This window comes from Swingsia samuiensis (genome assembly GCF_006542355.1).
GTDB lineage: Bacteria > Pseudomonadota > Alphaproteobacteria > Acetobacterales > Acetobacteraceae > Gluconobacter > Gluconobacter samuiensis.
Genome location: NZ_CP038141.1, coordinates 1,246,402 through 1,261,920 on the forward strand (window position 1 = coordinate 1,246,402; position 15,519 = coordinate 1,261,920).

The 15,519-nt window shown below is 41.9% G+C and carries 15 protein-coding genes; 10 read left to right on the forward strand and 5 right to left on the reverse strand.

Features of this window, described 5'->3' with window-relative positions:
- Nucleotides 1-190 precede the first annotated feature (190 nt).
- The 6 genes from pstC to E3D00_RS05775 all read left to right on the forward strand — a co-directional run bounded on the left by pstC (nucleotide 191) and on the right by E3D00_RS05775 (nucleotide 5,511).
- Nucleotides 191-1,150, forward strand: coding sequence for a phosphate ABC transporter permease subunit PstC (pstC, locus tag E3D00_RS05750; protein WP_141460757.1), 960 nt, complete (start codon nucleotides 191-193; stop codon nucleotides 1,148-1,150).
- A complete protein-coding gene (gene pstA, locus E3D00_RS05755; protein ID WP_141460759.1) occupies nucleotides 1,147-2,016 on the forward strand; it encodes a phosphate ABC transporter permease PstA in 870 nt (289 codons plus the stop codon). Before pstC ends, pstA begins: the two co-directional genes overlap by 4 nt.
- Nucleotides 2,017-2,029: 13 nt before the next feature.
- Nucleotides 2,030-2,800, forward strand: coding sequence for a phosphate ABC transporter ATP-binding protein PstB (gene pstB / locus E3D00_RS05760; protein ID WP_141460761.1), 771 nt, complete (start codon nucleotides 2,030-2,032; stop codon nucleotides 2,798-2,800).
- 4 nt (nucleotides 2,801-2,804) lie between these two features.
- The gene (gene phoU / locus E3D00_RS05765) at nucleotides 2,805-3,521 is read left to right on the forward strand and encodes a phosphate signaling complex protein PhoU (protein ID WP_141460763.1); all 717 of its coding nucleotides are present in this window, start codon (nucleotides 2,805-2,807) and stop codon (nucleotides 3,519-3,521) included.
- A gap of 68 nt (nucleotides 3,522-3,589) precedes the next feature.
- On the forward strand, nucleotides 3,590-4,240 hold the full coding sequence (locus tag E3D00_RS05770; RefSeq protein WP_141462393.1) for a response regulator: 651 nt from the start codon (nucleotides 3,590-3,592) through the stop codon (nucleotides 4,238-4,240).
- 2 nt (nucleotides 4,241-4,242) lie between these two features.
- Nucleotides 4,243-5,511, forward strand: coding sequence for a sensor histidine kinase (locus tag E3D00_RS05775; protein WP_141460765.1), 1,269 nt, complete (start codon nucleotides 4,243-4,245; stop codon nucleotides 5,509-5,511).
- A 22-nt stretch (nucleotides 5,512-5,533) separates the two neighbouring features.
- Here the strand turns inward: E3D00_RS05775 and E3D00_RS05780 are convergent, their stop codons facing one another.
- The 5 genes from E3D00_RS05780 to E3D00_RS05800 form a co-directional block, all read right to left on the reverse strand.
- Entirely contained in the window at nucleotides 5,534-5,890 is a 357-nt protein-coding gene (locus E3D00_RS05780) for a response regulator (RefSeq protein ID WP_141460767.1), read from the reverse strand.
- Nucleotides 5,883-9,284, reverse strand: coding sequence for a chemotaxis protein CheB (locus E3D00_RS05785; protein ID WP_141460769.1), 3,402 nt, complete (start codon nucleotides 9,282-9,284; stop codon nucleotides 5,883-5,885). Before E3D00_RS05785 ends, E3D00_RS05780 begins: the two co-directional genes overlap by 8 nt.
- An 11-nt stretch (nucleotides 9,285-9,295) precedes the next feature.
- Nucleotides 9,296-9,865 carry a PAS domain-containing protein gene (locus tag E3D00_RS05790; RefSeq protein WP_220093241.1) on the reverse strand — a complete coding sequence of 190 codons (570 nt, stop codon included), beginning with the start codon at nucleotides 9,863-9,865 and terminating at the stop codon, nucleotides 9,296-9,298.
- A gap of 236 nt (nucleotides 9,866-10,101) precedes the next feature.
- Nucleotides 10,102-11,508 carry an amino acid permease gene (locus E3D00_RS05795; protein ID WP_141460771.1) on the reverse strand — a complete coding sequence of 469 codons (1,407 nt, stop codon included), beginning with the start codon at nucleotides 11,506-11,508 and terminating at the stop codon, nucleotides 10,102-10,104.
- A 167-nt stretch (nucleotides 11,509-11,675) separates the two neighbouring features.
- Entirely contained in the window at nucleotides 11,676-12,737 is a 1,062-nt protein-coding gene (locus E3D00_RS05800; RefSeq protein WP_246091371.1) for a lytic transglycosylase domain-containing protein, read from the reverse strand.
- A 171-nt stretch (nucleotides 12,738-12,908) separates the two neighbouring features.
- On the opposite strand from E3D00_RS05800, the gene E3D00_RS05805 reads away from it, so the two are divergent.
- Genes E3D00_RS05805 through E3D00_RS05820 form a run of 4 tightly spaced genes read left to right on the forward strand, consistent with a single transcriptional unit; the run spans nucleotide 12,909 to nucleotide 15,499 of the window.
- The gene (locus tag E3D00_RS05805; protein ID WP_246091372.1) at nucleotides 12,909-13,379 is read left to right on the forward strand and encodes a flagellar basal body-associated FliL family protein; all 471 of its coding nucleotides are present in this window, start codon (nucleotides 12,909-12,911) and stop codon (nucleotides 13,377-13,379) included.
- The gene (gene fliM / locus E3D00_RS05810; RefSeq protein WP_141460775.1) at nucleotides 13,376-14,368 is read left to right on the forward strand and encodes a flagellar motor switch protein FliM; all 993 of its coding nucleotides are present in this window, start codon (nucleotides 13,376-13,378) and stop codon (nucleotides 14,366-14,368) included. The genes E3D00_RS05805 and fliM overlap by 4 nt, the downstream gene beginning before the upstream one ends.
- 15 nt (nucleotides 14,369-14,383) lie before the next feature.
- Nucleotides 14,384-14,842, forward strand: coding sequence for a hypothetical protein (locus E3D00_RS05815; protein WP_141460777.1), 459 nt, complete (start codon nucleotides 14,384-14,386; stop codon nucleotides 14,840-14,842).
- 3 nt (nucleotides 14,843-14,845) lie between these two features.
- On the forward strand, nucleotides 14,846-15,499 hold the full coding sequence (locus E3D00_RS05820) for a MotE family protein (RefSeq protein WP_141460779.1): 654 nt from the start codon (nucleotides 14,846-14,848) through the stop codon (nucleotides 15,497-15,499).
- Nucleotides 15,500-15,519 lie beyond the last annotated feature (20 nt).

Consider the following 15,519-nt stretch of genomic DNA (forward strand, 5'->3'; position numbering starts at 1 on the left):
TCTCTTAGTCGGGTTAATGAAATGTCTCGCTTTGTTATAATGGAGTGACATAAATCTTTCATGATTTGTAGTCTCCTCCATTCAAGAGTGTCGTGATATAGAAAAATTATACCTTATACTATTAGGTGGTGATCATAATGGGCAAGGTAAAGAACGTAGTGGTTTATAAATAGTTTTTGAGCGTGCATCTATGAAACATCTTCCTGCTGAGCCGCTCGTTCAAAAGCAGAATAAACAAAAATGGCCTCTCGCAGATTGTTTGTTTTATGTTTTAGTTGCTAGCTGCGCAGCTATTGTCTTAAGCGTATTAGGTAGTCTTGTCGTTTTATTGGGTGTGGGGGCTCAACAGGCTTTCCATCATTTTGGGTTTCAGTTTTTCATAAAGAATATCTGGAACCCCGTGTCTAACCAGTACGGTGCTGGAGCTCCGTTTTTTGGTACACTTGTGAGTACATTCATTGGTGTATTAATCGCTCTTCCTCTCGCTTTTGGAACGGCGTTTTGGTTGACAGATATTGCCCCTAAAAGAATATCTGCCGTGGTAGGAGAGGCGGTGCAGCTTTTATCGGCCGTGCCGTCTATTATTTTTGGGATGTGGGGGTTTTTTAACATAGTCCCCTTTATGGCTCGCCATGTTCAGCCTTTTTTGATGCACCATTTTCGACATGTCCCGGGGATTAAATTTATTATTCATGGCGCCCCTTTTGGAACGGGGTTGATGACGGCTGGGCTCGTTCTTGCCGTGATGATTGCTCCCTTTATGACAGCCATCATGAAAGATGTTTTTAATGCCGTTCCCCCCATGTTGCGTGAGAGTGCTTATGGTTTGGGAAGTACGCGATGGGACGTCATGTGGAAAATAGTTGTTCCATGGTCACGAACAGGGATTATTGGCGCTATTGTTTTGGGGATGGGGCGCGCATTAGGTGAAACCATGGCTGTGACCTTCGTCATTGGGAACGTCACGGATGTAGGTTGGTCTTTATTCGCCCCACGGAGCACGGTGGCTTCATTAATCGCCTTGCAATTTCCGGAAAGTCCAGAAGGCTCTCTGCGGTTATCTTCCCTTTTAGGGCTCGGTTTTATTTTGATGCTTCTTTCTTTTGTGACGCTGTCACTGGCTCGTTTTTTGCGAGGTGATACGAAATGAGCAATGGGAAGGTTTATAGCGGTTGGCAGACAGATCGATATGGCGCAAGGCGTAGGTGCATAGACCGTTTGGTGACGGGACTGAGCCTTATCGCAGCAAGCTGTCTTGTTTTGGTCTTGGCCTCTATTCTTTGGACTTTGCTTTCTAAGGGATTGTCTGGTTTAACTTTTGCAGCAGTTTCCAAGTCTATGGGGCCTCCCGGTTCAGGAGGAGGTTTTGCGAATGCGATTATAGGAAGCGTGATTCAAACTGCTTTGGCATTAGTTATGGCGACACCTTTAGGGATGGGCTGTGGGATTTATCTGTCAGAGTATGGTTCGAAGAGGAACCATTTTGCTTTAATCGTGCGTTTTGTTTCTGATGTTTTGATGTCGGTACCATCCATTTTGGTTGGATTATTTGTGTATGAGGTTTGGGTTGCGCCGGTAGGCCATTTCTCAGCATTTTCAGGATCGGTTGCGCTGGCAATTTTAGCTGTCCCGATTATCGTCAGAACAACAGAAGATATGTTGCGGTTGGTTCCTCTGGCGTTGAGGGAAGCTGGCGCTGCCTTGGGAGCTGCGCGTTGGAAGGTAACACTTTCTATTTGCTTACGGTCAGCAAAAGCAGGCATCGTGACAGGAGTCTTATTAGCCCTAGCACGTGTGAGTGGAGAGACAGCACCTCTGCTTTTCACATCTTTAGGAAATCAGAATTGGTCTTTAAACCTTAACAAGCCAATGGCGAGCCTTCCGATGACAATTTATCAATATGCTGGTGCCTCTTATGAGGACTGGGTACAGCTGGCGTGGGCCGCCGCATTGTTTGTGACACTGGGTGTTTTAACCATCAATATCGTCGTTCGTTTCTCTGCTCGGCGTGGATAAGACGTGAGTTCTTATGAGTACTGTTAAATCTCAATCTACTCTTACGACGCAGAGTTTGAATTTTTATTATGGAGAGCATCACGTTCTGCATGATATTAATATTGAATTTCCTGCGCAGAATGTAACAGCTTTGATTGGGCCAAGTGGATGCGGAAAGTCTACATTACTGCGAATATTCAACCGTATGTATGATTTATATCCAGAGCAAAGAGCCACAGGAGAAGTCGTCTTTGATGGACGTAATATCCTTGATACTGGATTGGATGTTAATGTGTTGCGTTCTCGGATAGGAATGGTTTTTCAAAAGCCAACGCCATTTCCCATGTCGATTTATGATAATATCGCTTTTGGCATTCGTTTGCATGAAAAGTTAAAAAAATCTGAAATGGATGAGCGAGTGCGAGACGCTCTTACGCGTGTAGCATTATGGAGCGAAGTGCAGGATCGCTTACACTCCCCAGCAATGGGGTTGTCAGGAGGGCAACAGCAAAGATTGTGTATTGCACGTTCTATTGCCACGCGTCCTGAGGTTTTGTTGTTGGATGAACCAACATCTGCACTTGACCCAATCTCAACAGCAAGAATTGAAGAATTGCTGGATGAGCTCAAGCAAGATTTTACGATCGTGATGGTGACGCATAATATGCAGCAGGCTGCAAGAAGTGCGGATCAGGTCGCTTTTTTCTATCTCGGACGTTTAATAGAAATGGATACGTCCGATCGTTTGTTTACCAATCCGCGTCAGCAACAGACCCAAGATTACATCACGGGAAGGTTTGGATAAAAACATGGCCGATAAACCGCATATTGTGAAAAGTTTTGAGCAGGAATTGGGGCAGTTACGCTCCATGATGGCTCAGATGGGTGGAATTGTTGAAAATCAGGTTGCTTTGGCTTTGGCGGCCATTGCAGACCGTGATGAAGAAGCGGCCAGTTCTGCCTATCAGCAGGATCTGGAAGTTGATCAGCTTGAGCGAGATGTTGAAGGGTTGGCCATACGTCTTCTGGCATTACGTGGTCCGATGGCGAGTGATTTGCGAGAAATTGTCGCAGCTCTTAAAATAACGGGTGATTTGGAGCGGATCGGGGACTATGCGGCTTCCATCGCACGAAAATCTTTGCGCATACAAACAGGAGAGGGGCAGATTTCTCTTTCTGGTTTGAGAAGTATGGGGCGGTTGGTTCAAGATAACTTAAGACGTTCTATTGATGCAATGACACAACGTGACGCTAACCGTGCGACAGAAGTATGGCATGCTGATCGAGCGGTAGATGAATATTATACGGCGTTATTCCGTGAGTTGGTAACGTATATGCTTGAAGATCCGCGGAATATCCGGTCCTGCACAGAGCTTTTGTTTATAGCAAAAAATCTGGAGCGGATTGGTGATCATGCAACGAACATTGTGGAACGTGTTTATTACGCTGTAACGGGCGAAAATTTACCACCTTTCCGGCCAAGAGGTGGGATAGAAATATCTGATCAGGAGTGGGACGCACGGTGAAAAAAACAGGGCCGACGAGAGCGAAAGGGTTTATTTTACTGGTTGAAGATGACCCTGCTTTATCTTTAATGATGCGACACAATTTGGAGCAGCGGGGATATCGTATTGAAACAGTACCGGATGGAGAAACTGCGTTAGAGTTTCTTGAGACGGTTCGGCCTGACGCTGCTGTATTAGATTGGATGTTGCCGGGTTTATCTGGTGTGGATTTAAGCCGTCGCATTCGCAATAATGTTGAGTTGCGTGATCTTCCATTGATTTTATTAACAGCGCGTTCTGATGAGCACGATACTATCCGTGCTTTAGACGCGGGGGCTGATGATTATTTGGTTAAGCCTTGCAGCATAGATACATTGGATGCGCGCTTGCGTGCGTTATTGCGTCGTCATCAGTCTTCTTATGACGTGCTGTCATTTGCGGATATAACTTTAGACCCGGAAACCCATCGGGTAGAGCGCGCTGGGCGTCTTTTATCGTTAGGGCCAACAGAATATAAAATTTTGGATCTTTTAATACGGAATCCAAGAAAGGTTTTCTCACGGGAAGATCTGTTGTTAAGGATATGGGGCAAAAATATCCATGTCGAAATAAGAACGATAGATGTTCATATTAGACGTTTACGTAGAGCGATTAACGGTAAAGATGAAATAGACTTGGTGCGTACGGTAAGAGCCGCAGGCTATGCTTTGGACGATGCTCCACAAGTAAGTGGTGATTAAAGATGATGAGCCAAAGGGTAGCAGGTTTTCATCATTATAACGGTCTGCCACTTTGGTTTAATCTTGTTCTTATTGCTATGGCACTCAGTGGATGGTGTGCTTTCTTCGTTTACAAATATTATAATCGCCATCGCGCTGTTTTTCCAGAACAGACGAAAATAGAGCACTTAATAACGAAAGAGCATATATCGATTGATCCCTTTCCGGGCAGCATTTTGCTAGTTGATCAGTGGGGGGCTGTTTTAAAGGCTAATCAACAGGCATTGGCGCAGTTTGGGGAGAGCATCCATGCTGTTATGCGTCATCCATCTGTAAGATCTGTGTTGTCTGCTACTCTTCAGGATAAAACAAATTATCCGGCAGAGGAACAGAACTTAGCTTATGAGACAACTTTTACCTTGGATGTTCCTGTTCGACGAACCTTGCATGTTATTTTGAAGAAGGTGCGAGGGACAGAAAGTGCAGAGGCCAGCGTAGAAGCATGTGTAGAGACATGTGTATTAGTATCCCTTTCTGACCGTAGCGAAGCACAGGCCGTTGATCGGATGCGCATGGATTTTGTAGCGCATGCCAGCCACGAGTTGCGAACACCATTGGCCTCATTAAGTGGGTTTATTGATGCTCTTCATCATGGGGAGGATGGCATGTCCCCGATGGTTCGCAAACAGTTTTTGGCAGTCATGTCTCAGCAAACAGATCGGCTTAAACGGTTAATTGATCGTTTGTTGTATCTTTCCCGTGTGCAGGCACATGAACATCAAAAGCCTCAAAAAATTGTTGAAGTGAGTGATGTGATGGCTTCTGTTTTGGATGAAATTGTTCCGCGCTTTCAAGAAAAAGAAAACGTATTAAATTTTAGGATAGATGATGAGCTCTATATCCGTGCTGATGAAGATGAAATGATCCAAGTGATGTTAAACTTGGTTGAAAATGCATTGCGTTATGCTCGAAAAGGACAAGAAGACATATTAACGGTGACTGTTTTTGCCTGCAAAGCAACAGAGGATGAGGAGCAGTGGCCTATGATTGGTGGCCTCATTATTGGGGTGGAAGATGATGGGAAAGGGATAGAAGCGCATCACCTTCCAAGATTAACCGAGAGATTTTATCGTTTAAATGAGGAAGATCGTTCTCAGCAGCCAGGTACGGGCTTAGGGCTGTCCATTGTCCGTCATATTATTGATCGGCATGAGGGGCGTTTAAGGATTAAAAGTGTTCCTAATAAAGGAACACGATGCATGGTGTGGCTCCCCCCTGTGAAGGGTCTGTAAGGTCTTAGCCAAACAACTGGGTTTATTGATATTGAGATAAAATTTGTTTCAACACAGCTTCATTGCTTGGTTTTTCAAGAAAGCTAGCGTTAGGGTATTGTTCTTTTAGCTTATGATCTGTTTTATTACCTGAGTGGAATATAATAGGGACACCTTCATCCCGTAGTTTGTTGGCAATAGTAAAGATATTTCCGTCTGCTAATTGGATATCAAGTATAGCGCAGGCGAGGGTACTCAGAGAAAGATGAGAGAGTGCTCTTTCGGTATCGATCAATGATCCATATGGCCCATTGATCGATAACCCTACTTCTTCAACCGTCATCTGAAGGTCAAGCGCAACGATCAATTCATCTTCAACGAGGAGAACTGTTTTATTCATTCGAAAAACACATTCTAGGTAAAGTTATTTTCATCTCAAATCTTAAAGGTGTAGTATGCCGTTCTATGGTTGCTTTAAGTTGTCGTAAAGCTGTTTGTTCAAGCTGCTCGCCGAAACCTGAAGATCCCGTAAACGTGATCTCATTTTTTTTCTGTTCTTTCCAGTAAATAATGAGATTATCATGCTGTTCTCGCCAAGAAATATGAAGTGTCCCTTCACTGTTAATATTGAGAGCGCCGTATTTTACGGAGTTGGTTGCCCATTCGTGTAGCAAGAGAGCTAAGGGCGAGAGGTTTTTATAGTTGATCAGGACAGGGGGGCCAAAAATTTTGATGTTGTTGTCATGTTGATAAGGCGCCAACGTGTCTTTGATCAGATGTTGAATATTTGTGCCCTTATCAAAGCCGTTTTGTGCCGCGCAAGAATGGGCAATTCCTAAGGCGACGATACGTGTTCTCATGTCTTTAGCAAAAACACGGACATTATTATGACGATGAGCTGCGATAGAGATCATACTACTGATAACAGCGAATAAGTTTTTAACACGATGGTTCATTTCACGAACCATCAGTTCACGCGTTTCGACAACTTCGTGTTCAGGGGTTACGTCGATGGAGACGCCAATGAGAGTAGGCGGCGAGCTATTGGCGATAAAATGCCCACTTGCACGAACCCAGCGTGTTTCACCGTTGCTTTGATGAACACTGAAGTTAATATCAAAAGGCTCTCCACTTTCTAAAGCATTATCAAATGTCTGGGTAATAATGGAGCGCTCTTGTGAACTAATCCAGGCGTGTGACTCTGAGTGGAAGGTTGAGATGTCCACAAGTGTTTGGTTGCCAACATCAAGAACAGTTTTTTTCTTCTGAGGTGAATATTCCCATACCCCGATGCGTGCAGCTCGAATGGCGAGCTCAAGTCTTTCACGTTCTGATGCTAATTGTCTTTCTAAATAAAGGGCATCTGTAATATCTGTGAAAACTAAGGTTGCTCCATTAATACTTTCTCCTTGTGTGCGATACGGCATAATACGCAAAGAATAGATGTGCTTTTTATTAATGCCAATGACACGCTTACTAATGACTTCGCCATTTTTTGTGACATTGATAGTATCTTGCAAATAATCATTTAGTTCAATTTGGCCAGATACATCCGCAAAAGGCCGCCCCTTATCACCCGGTTTAAGTGGGAATAGGAAAGTGGCTGCTTCTGTGTAGTTACGAATACAGAGGTTTTCGTCAACGACGACGACCGCTGCATTTGTAGAATCGAAAAAGTTTTTAAGGTCTGAGTTGGCAACAGTTAGCTGAGTGATTTTTGTTTTTAACTCGTCATTGACAGTCGACAGTTCTTCATTGGCAGATTGAAGTTCTTCATTCATCGACATCATTTCTTCATTGGAACTCTTTAGCTCTTCATTGGCTGTTTCAAGTTCTTCAATGGTGAGACGAAGCCTGTGGCGCATTAAGCGCAGTTCATCTTCTAAGATTTCAACATGGTTATTGTTGGTTTGAAATTCTTCAATGTCTTGGTTGCTAATCGGTTTTGCAGGGCTTTTATTTTGGAAGACAAGAAGAAAAGCATCTTCCCCAAGAGGGTCGCAAATGACATCCGTCTTTTGAGATGTAAACTCGCTGAGAACGTCAACATCTCGGATGATTGTTCGTTTAAGGGCTTGTTGTGTTTGCCTTAAAAGCTGTCCAATGACCCCTCGTAAACCGGGGCGGGCTAGTGTAAAAATACTGGAACCTCCCGTGCGGGTTACAGGGAAGTCAAAATAAATTCCAAGCTTACCAAAAGCGGAAATAATTTCTCCATCTTTGTTAACGACGAGGCTTGGAGGAGTATATAATTCCAGTAAGCGCTGGCTGGCAGCCGTATCGCTTTGAATTTTTCGGTCGCTATTAAACAGCTCTGAAGGACGCGTGGTTGGATTGGCATATTGCTGAGTAGGTAAAGCTATTGGGTGACTGGTGCCACCGTGTAGCTTTTCAAAAATTCGGGCCTGTTGATGTGCAACACTGAAAAACCCTTCAAAGCGACCGATACTATCGGATGGCCCCAAGAAGAGGTATCCATTCGGCCGAACAGCATAGTGTAGGATAGGAACAATAGCTTTTTGTAAGTTTTCCTCAAAATAAATGAGCAAATTACGGCAAGAAAGAAGATCGACTTTAGAAAAAGGCGGGTCTTTTAAAAGGCTATGATTGGAAAACCGAACCATATTACGCACATGATTACTAATTTTGAAGCGATCTGCGACAGGGACGGTATAGCGCTCACGTAAATGTTCTGGAATATCAATAAGAGCGGCATTGGGATAAGTTGCTGCACGGGCAATGCTTAACATTTGCTCATCAATATCAGAGGCAAATATTTGTACATTGTGTGAGCATTCATGGATACGTAGCGCTTCGGCAAAGAGGATTGCTATACTATAGGCTTCTTCACCACTGGAACACCCCGCAACCCAGACGCGAATATCATCATGTAAGCCGCGATTAAGAACAAGGGGTTCTATAACTTTTAGTCTTAGTTGTTCAAAAGCATCTGTATCGCGAAAGAATTTGGTGACGTTAATCAGAAGGTCTCGAAAGAGAGCTTGCGCTTCGGAATGGTCTTTTTGCATCCGAAGAAGATATTCATGTGGGGAGTCTATACCGACAACATGCATGCGTCGTGCAATGCGCCGGATTAGGGTGGAGTGTTTATAACCTGAAAAATCATGACCCACGACCATGCGGAGTTCACGACAGACAGCATCTAGATTATTGGCTAAAACATCAGAATCTGCATCGGTAAAACGTAGAGTTCGTCGGTCAAGGAAGTCTTTCAGGCAAGCAAAAATTTCTTCGGGAGGTTTAACAAAATCAACCAACCCTGTACCAACGGCGGAGAGGGGCATACCGTCATACCGGGCGGTATCTGGTTGTTGGACGATACAAACACCACCATTTTCTTTGATGGCTCGAACGCCTGTTGTTCCATCTGCACCTGTTCCCGAAAGAATAACACAGGCTGCATTACTTTGCTGGTCATTGGCAAGAGAAACAAAGAAATCGTCAATGGGTCGTCTTAAGCCACGAGGGCGCGTAAAGTCAGTCAGTTTAAGAATACTATTTTGTATTTTCAGACCATGTCCGGGTGGAATAATATAAACATGATCAGCTTGTAGGAGCTCGCCTCCTTCACTTTGTAAAACAGTGAGTTCGGTATAACGTTCTAACAGCTGAGCTAAGAGACTATTATGATGAGGGTCAAGGTGTTGTACGACCACAAAAGCCATTTTTGTGGGCTTTTTGATAGAAGACAGCATAAGGCGCAAAGCTTCTAAGCCTCCAGCTGAAGCGCCTACACCTACAACAAGAGGAAGGTTATTTTGAATAGTGTTCATTGAAATAACCTTTAAAAAGAGTTCATATTTTTTTCAAGATCATCAAGTAGAAGCTTCGCTTGGGCAATTGATTTAGAAGTATTTGCAATTGCGATTAATGATCCTTCTGACATAATATTACTTTCAGATAGAATTGGATTAATATCACGGAGTGTTTGTCTTAATTCATTGTTATAATCGTCTAACAAATGAGATTGAGAGTTACTAATTTCAAATTGAGAAGCAAAAATAAACTTTAGCTCTCCGCTCGAAGAGGTTAGCTTTGACATGAATAATAAGTTGATAAAGGGTGTTTTATCTTTTCTATAATTTACGAGAGAGGTTCTAATATTGTTAATCTCTGGGGTGCTTAAAAACTCGTGAATGGCTTGTCTTGATTTTGTATTATGCTCATGTGAGGCAGAACCTTGAAGAAGACGGCAGTTAACGCCTATGAGTTCTTGAGAGGAGTATTGAGTTAAAAGCTCGAATTTTTTGTTGATAAAAACTAAAGGGTGGTCGTTTTGAGCGTGAGCGACAGAAAGAGCAATGTTGGCATTCATGCAGTATTGTTTTAAATGCTGGGGAATGTCAGAGGTCATGCGGGGCTCAAATGTGAAGGTGAGATAATATTTTAAGAATAAATAAAACAAATTGAATATACGGTAAAGTATTTTTTAAAAATATTTAAGGCTATAGAGCTTCAAAGTTAGTAAAAATAGAATATTTTACTATTTAAAAAAGGTATTACATAAATATTTATAATTTAAATGAAAAGTAGTTTTGTTTCTATTTTTTGTTTTTGAGTGCTAAATTGCTTTAGCACTCATTAATAGATTTATTTTGATCTTTTAAGTAAAAACCACCCAATAACTAAAATGCCAGCAATTAAAGGGATAGAGCCTATTGTAATAGTGCCTTCAGGATAATCAAAAGCCATCATTACGAGAACAAAGGCTAAGAAGCCAAGCGTTGCCCATGTCGTGTAGGGGGCGCCTGGCATTGCAAACGTTGTTGCAGGGATTTCGCCACGATTAATCGCGGAGCGCAGTCGTAATTGGCAAAAAAGAATGGTGGCCCATGTGGAGATAATCCCCAAAGAAGCAAAGTTAAGAACGATCTCAAAAACTTTGGAAGGAATTAAGTAATTTAAACCCACGCCAACGAGATAAATCCCTAAAGTCGTTAAAATTCCAATATGAGGAACAGAACTGCTATTCATTTTTGCAAGAGCTTTTGGAGCAGAACCGCCCAAGGCAAGTGCTCTTAAAATACGCCCGGTTGAATAAAGACCGGAGTTTAAGCTGGATAAGGCGGCACTCAGAACAACGATATTCATAATTGTGCCAATTCCAGGAACGCCAAGTTTCTGAAAGAACGTCACAAAAGGACTTACTCCAGCATGATAAGCTGTCCATGGTAGTAAGCAGACGAGCAAAACAACTGAACCAACATAGAAAAGAGCAATACGCCAGATCACACTATTGACGGCACCGGGTATAATCTTACGTGCTTCATGAGATTCTCCGGCTGCTGTTCCTATTAATTCAATAGCAGAGTAAGCGAAGACAACGCCTTGCATTAATAGAAGTGCAGGGACAATTCCATGTGGGAAGAAACCACCATTTTCAGTGATAAGATGTATTCCCGTTGAATGACCATCAATCGGCATGCGGCTCCCGAGTATAATTGTTGCGGCAATTAGAAAAATAGCAAGAGCAACAACTTTGATCAGGGAGAACCAGAACTCCATTTCACCAAAATAACGTACGCCGATCATATTCATGGTGCCGACGACACCCAAAGCGCCAAGTGCAAAGACCCACTGAGGCACATTCACAAAAACAGCCCAATAGTGCATATACAAGGCTACGGCAGTAATATCGACGATCCCGGTCATCGCCCAGTTGAGGAATGAAAGCCAACCAGCGGTATAGGCGGCTTTTTCGCCTAAAAACTCACGTGCATATGTGACGAAGCTGCCGCTCGTCGGTTTGTACATTACGAGCTCACCAAGAGCACGGAGAATGAGAAAGCAAAAAACACCACAAATGGTGTAGATTAAAGCGAGTGATGGTCCGGCGAACTGTAAACGAGAACCTGCGCCGAGAAAAAGACCTGTCCCAATCGCCCCGCCGATAGCAATCATCTGGACGTGGCGACGGTCAAGATCTTTACTATACCCTTCTCCTGTAATGATCTCTTCCGAAGAGGTAGATTGACCGTGAGTAGGGCCTGTTTTCATCTGCCGTATCCTGATGCCGAGAGTAAGTGTTGAAGATATTTTGACTGTATCATGGGCTAATTATGAAAACTATTAGCTATGCTCAATCTGCATGGGAGCATAGAACAAAATACATAGATTGCCAACGGACACTTTTTCTCACTTTGTAAATATTTTAGCCATTTATATTAATGCCCGGGCGGAACGGTGAAGCATGTAATTCCTTTTGAAGAGAGGTTTGAGCATGCTTGGAAAGCTCCGCTTTTATCAAGGCCGATTAAGCGTGCACGCCAAAATTGGGTTCCATGAGCTATTGTGGGTTCAACATTTATGGTCGTGTTTTGTAAGAGCCCGCTCGTCTTTAGACGTGCAAAAGAGGCGGCTGATCGTGCTTGTTGGGCGTTTGTAAATGCACCAACTTGAACACCCCAATTGGTCGTTCTTAGAGTGGGAGCCGTATAATATGCAGGCGTGGTCGTATAGGTGCGTCTTGGTGGGGTTGGAATGATGGGCGGCGGTGGGCGGGGACTATTGTCTGTTTGATACGGCGTGGAAGATGAAGGGGAGGGGCTGCAGGGTGTATCTGGATCATAGGCCGCATTTGGGTTGCATGGCTCAAGGGGGGAGAGTGCTGGAGGAGTAGGGTCAGATGGCACAGACGTTATCTGGCGATTAGACCATGCTTGAGCAACATTGCTTGGAGAGTCGGATGATATGCTAGTAGTTGCGTATTCTGGTGAAGAAGCGGTTTGAGGCGAGTATGTTTGGTCCGTACCGGCATAGGCGGCAAGTGGGCCCGTTAGAGCAATTTCATTCCCCAAATTAGGTGTGATGTTTGCGACATAATTTACTGTTTCTTCAGGGAGGGGCCGTCCTGAATAAAGGTAATCCTCTAAGCGTTGAGGTCCGGCATTATAAGCCACAAGGAAAGCAGGAGCCCCATATTTTCGGTAGAGGATTTTGATGTAACCTGTTCCTGCTAAGATATTATCGTGTGGATCGTAAGGGTCAGACCCTAATCCATATGTGTTTTGCATGTCAGAATAAGTTTCGGGCATAAGTTGCATTAAACCCATAGCCCCTGCGCTTGAGGTGATGGGCTGACCATCCAAATATTCGTGTCCCCCAGATTCTTGATGAATAACAGCTCGAATCCACGCTTCAGGGATAGAAAAACGTTGAGCCGCTTCTTGAATATATGGTTTCCACGGATCTGATGCAGGCCCGGGAGCAGGATAATTTTCCCTCATTGAATACTGATTATAGTGAGTGGGCGCTTGAGATGAGCAGCCTGCAAGCAAAAATATAAAGCAAGAAATGCTTCCAGCGCGCAGCAAAGAAGGCTTTTTACGGTAGGATATAAACTTGATATTAACTTTTTGGCTGGATGATGCCCCCTTCAAGAGCACAAGGGGTTGTAGGTGGTGGAGACAAAGATAGAAGAGGGAGAAGAGCCTAAAAAAGGTAACAAAAAACGCTCCCTTATTTTTTTGATAGCGGCTTTGTGTGTGTTGGCAGCAGGAGGTGGAGCTTGGAAGCATTTTTATCACTCCGTGTCTTCAGCAAAAACTAAAACTCTGGTGGATGAACAGAAGAAAGTCATTGTTATACCTGCAGTGATGTCAAATTTGGATTCAAGCGATGGATATACGCACTATGTGAGAGTTAGTGCGCGTTTGTTGGTTCCGGAGAGAATAAATACAGCAGACGTTGAGGCGTATATGCCACAGATACAGGATTTATTTCAGATGTATTTGCATAGCACTCGTTTGCAAGAGCTCTCTGGGGAAGGGATATATCGCTTGCGAGAGAGTATGCTTCAACAAATTCAAAATACGCTTGCGCCTATACCTGTTGAGGATTTGTTTTTTGTGGAAGTTATCGTCCAATGACATCTACGAAACTTCATGAAAATAATACTGATGATGCAAACAAAATGTCCGAATTATTACAGCCCGAGAAAAAATTTAATGTTTTAGAGACGCGTAAAAATTTAACTCAACAGAAAAAAATTGAAAAACTGATTGGAACAGCGCCAACTTCATATGAGCGCTTACCGATGTTGGAAGTTGTTTTTGATCGGTTTGTAAGGAGATTAACAACGACTTTAAGAAACCGAATTACTGATAGTGTTGTAATCTCTATTAGAGAAATATTCTCTCAACGATGGGAGGAATACTTACAAAACGATGCAAAAAAATCATTATACGTAGTATTCAAAGCGGATGAGTGGAATGGTTCTGGCGTCTTAGTTTTGGAGTCTAAGCTATTTTATAGTCTTATTGATTCTTTATTAGGCGGTAGAAAGGAGAAAAATGCCTTCTTGTCGAATAGAGATCATTATACGGAAATAGAAAAAGCTTTAATTAAACCAATTTTACATGAAATATTAACAAGCTTTGCAGAGAGTTTTTACCCTCTGTGTAAGGTTGATTTTGCCTTTGAGCGATTGGAAACGAACACACGTTTTGTCGCTGTTTCTCGACCGATGGATGGGGTTGTAAGGCTATCGTTTAATATTCAGATTGAAGAAAATATAGGGAAAGCAGATTTTATTTTGCCATATGCAATGTTGGAGCCCATACGAGATACTTTATTACAGCAGTATATGGGAGAGAAACTTGGACATGATACCGTGTGGGAAAATCATTTAGTTCAGGAGTTGTGGAAAACCCATATTAATATTGATGTTGTTCTTGGTGAGCAAGAAATAGATTTTAATAAAATTACTAATTTCTCTCCAGGAGATAAGATTTTTTTACGGAGACTAAGTGAAAACTTTGTTTCAGTTCGGTCTGGAGGGAAAGATTTATTTACAGCAAAAATGGGCCAAAGGCGCGGAGGGGTAGCAATATCAATAGAAAATTCATTTATAGAATAAGGGTGGATTATTATAATGGAAAAAATACAAATAGCCCTAGAAATATTTCTGAGTGTTATTTTGATAATAACATTGTTTTATGGGTTAACCGTTCGGAAGGCACTCTTCTTTTTAAAAAAAGATAAGAGAAACTTTGATGCAATGATTGCAAAATTAGAAAATAATTTGGATAATATTCATCATAATATCAATAATATAAAGAAGACATCTAATGAACTGGAAGTAAAATTATTAAAATCAATAAATGAGGGATTTTTCTTGAAAGAAGAGTTAGAGAAAATTTATAAAAAATCAGAAAAATTTATGTTGAATAGTAATATAATTTCATCTGAAGGAAATATAAATTTAAGGAAAAACACCCGTCTATCAAATGACGATGATGATATAAATAGAAAAAAATTTTCATTTGTTAATCAAGGAAAAAGCCAAGCAGAAAAGCAGCTGATTGAAGCGCTTCGCCGAAAGAAAGTATAAAAAATGCTGTATAGAATCATTGGGGTTTTTTGTGTTTTTTGTTGCTTATTGATTGGAGTAAATGCTTTTAATTTAATTGGTTTTATTTATGATGGTGAGAGTATTACCTCCGTTTCTTATGCATCGCCAAGTGATGATTTTAATAAAAGTCAATCGTCAAAAAATATAAATCCAATAGAAAAGAAGCAAGTGAAAAACATTTGTGATCAAGGAGGTTGTAATAACGACCACCCCTTTCAAAAAGAGATTAGAAAATTTAATAGTGAGACGAAAATTTCTTATGATTTGGATAAAAAGCAAAATGAATTAAATAAAAAAGAAGAAATATTGAATAACAAAGAGAATATTTTGAATATGACTCAAAAAGAAATTCAAATTCAAATGAACGATTTAGAAAAAATAAAAAATAATTTTGCAAAACAAGAAGATAATGCTGATAAAATATTAGAGAATGACTCAGATAAACTAGTGAAGATATATGAAGCTATGCGTCCAGGAGACGCAGCATTAATTTTTAATGTCTTGGATTTGCGGATAGGAGTTAGGTTGTTAAGCCAAATGTCACCGCGTAAGTCTTCTGCAATCATGGCGCTAATGTCACCAGAAAGAGTGGTTTTAATAACCCAGCTTCTTTCTAAAATACATTCGCACATATAGTCTTTTTAGAAAGAGCAAGT

What these genes read in the sequence shown, in the direction of transcription:
- E3D00_RS05775 (WP_141460765.1), top strand. Translation starts at nt 4,243, where the DNA reads ATGATGAGCCAAAGGGTAGCAGGTTTTCATCATTATAACGGTCTGCCA.
- phoU (WP_141460763.1), top strand. Translation starts at nt 2,805, where the DNA reads ATGGCCGATAAACCGCATATTGTGAAAAGTTTTGAGCAGGAATTGGGG.
- pstC (WP_141460757.1), top strand. Translation starts at nt 191, where the DNA reads ATGAAACATCTTCCTGCTGAGCCGCTCGTTCAAAAGCAGAATAAACAA.
- E3D00_RS05820 (WP_141460779.1), top strand. Translation starts at nt 14,846, where the DNA reads ATGCTGTATAGAATCATTGGGGTTTTTTGTGTTTTTTGTTGCTTATTG.
- E3D00_RS05780 (WP_141460767.1), bottom strand. Translation starts at nt 5,890, where the DNA reads ATGAATAAAACAGTTCTCCTCGTTGAAGATGAATTGATCGTTGCGCTT.
- E3D00_RS05790 (WP_220093241.1), bottom strand. Translation starts at nt 9,865, where the DNA reads ATGACCTCTGACATTCCCCAGCATTTAAAACAATACTGCATGAATGCC.
- pstB (WP_141460761.1), top strand. Translation starts at nt 2,030, where the DNA reads ATGAGTACTGTTAAATCTCAATCTACTCTTACGACGCAGAGTTTGAAT.
- fliM (WP_141460775.1), top strand. Translation starts at nt 13,376, where the DNA reads ATGACATCTACGAAACTTCATGAAAATAATACTGATGATGCAAACAAA.
- E3D00_RS05795 (WP_141460771.1), bottom strand. Translation starts at nt 11,508, where the DNA reads ATGAAAACAGGCCCTACTCACGGTCAATCTACCTCTTCGGAAGAGATC.
- E3D00_RS05815 (WP_141460777.1), top strand. Translation starts at nt 14,384, where the DNA reads ATGGAAAAAATACAAATAGCCCTAGAAATATTTCTGAGTGTTATTTTG.
- E3D00_RS05770 (WP_141462393.1), top strand. Translation starts at nt 3,590, where the DNA reads ATGATGCGACACAATTTGGAGCAGCGGGGATATCGTATTGAAACAGTA.
- E3D00_RS05800 (WP_246091371.1), bottom strand. Translation starts at nt 12,737, where the DNA reads ATGAGGGAAAATTATCCTGCTCCCGGGCCTGCATCAGATCCGTGGAAA.
- pstA (WP_141460759.1), top strand. Translation starts at nt 1,147, where the DNA reads ATGAGCAATGGGAAGGTTTATAGCGGTTGGCAGACAGATCGATATGGC.
- E3D00_RS05785 (WP_141460769.1), bottom strand. Translation starts at nt 9,284, where the DNA reads ATGAACACTATTCAAAATAACCTTCCTCTTGTTGTAGGTGTAGGCGCT.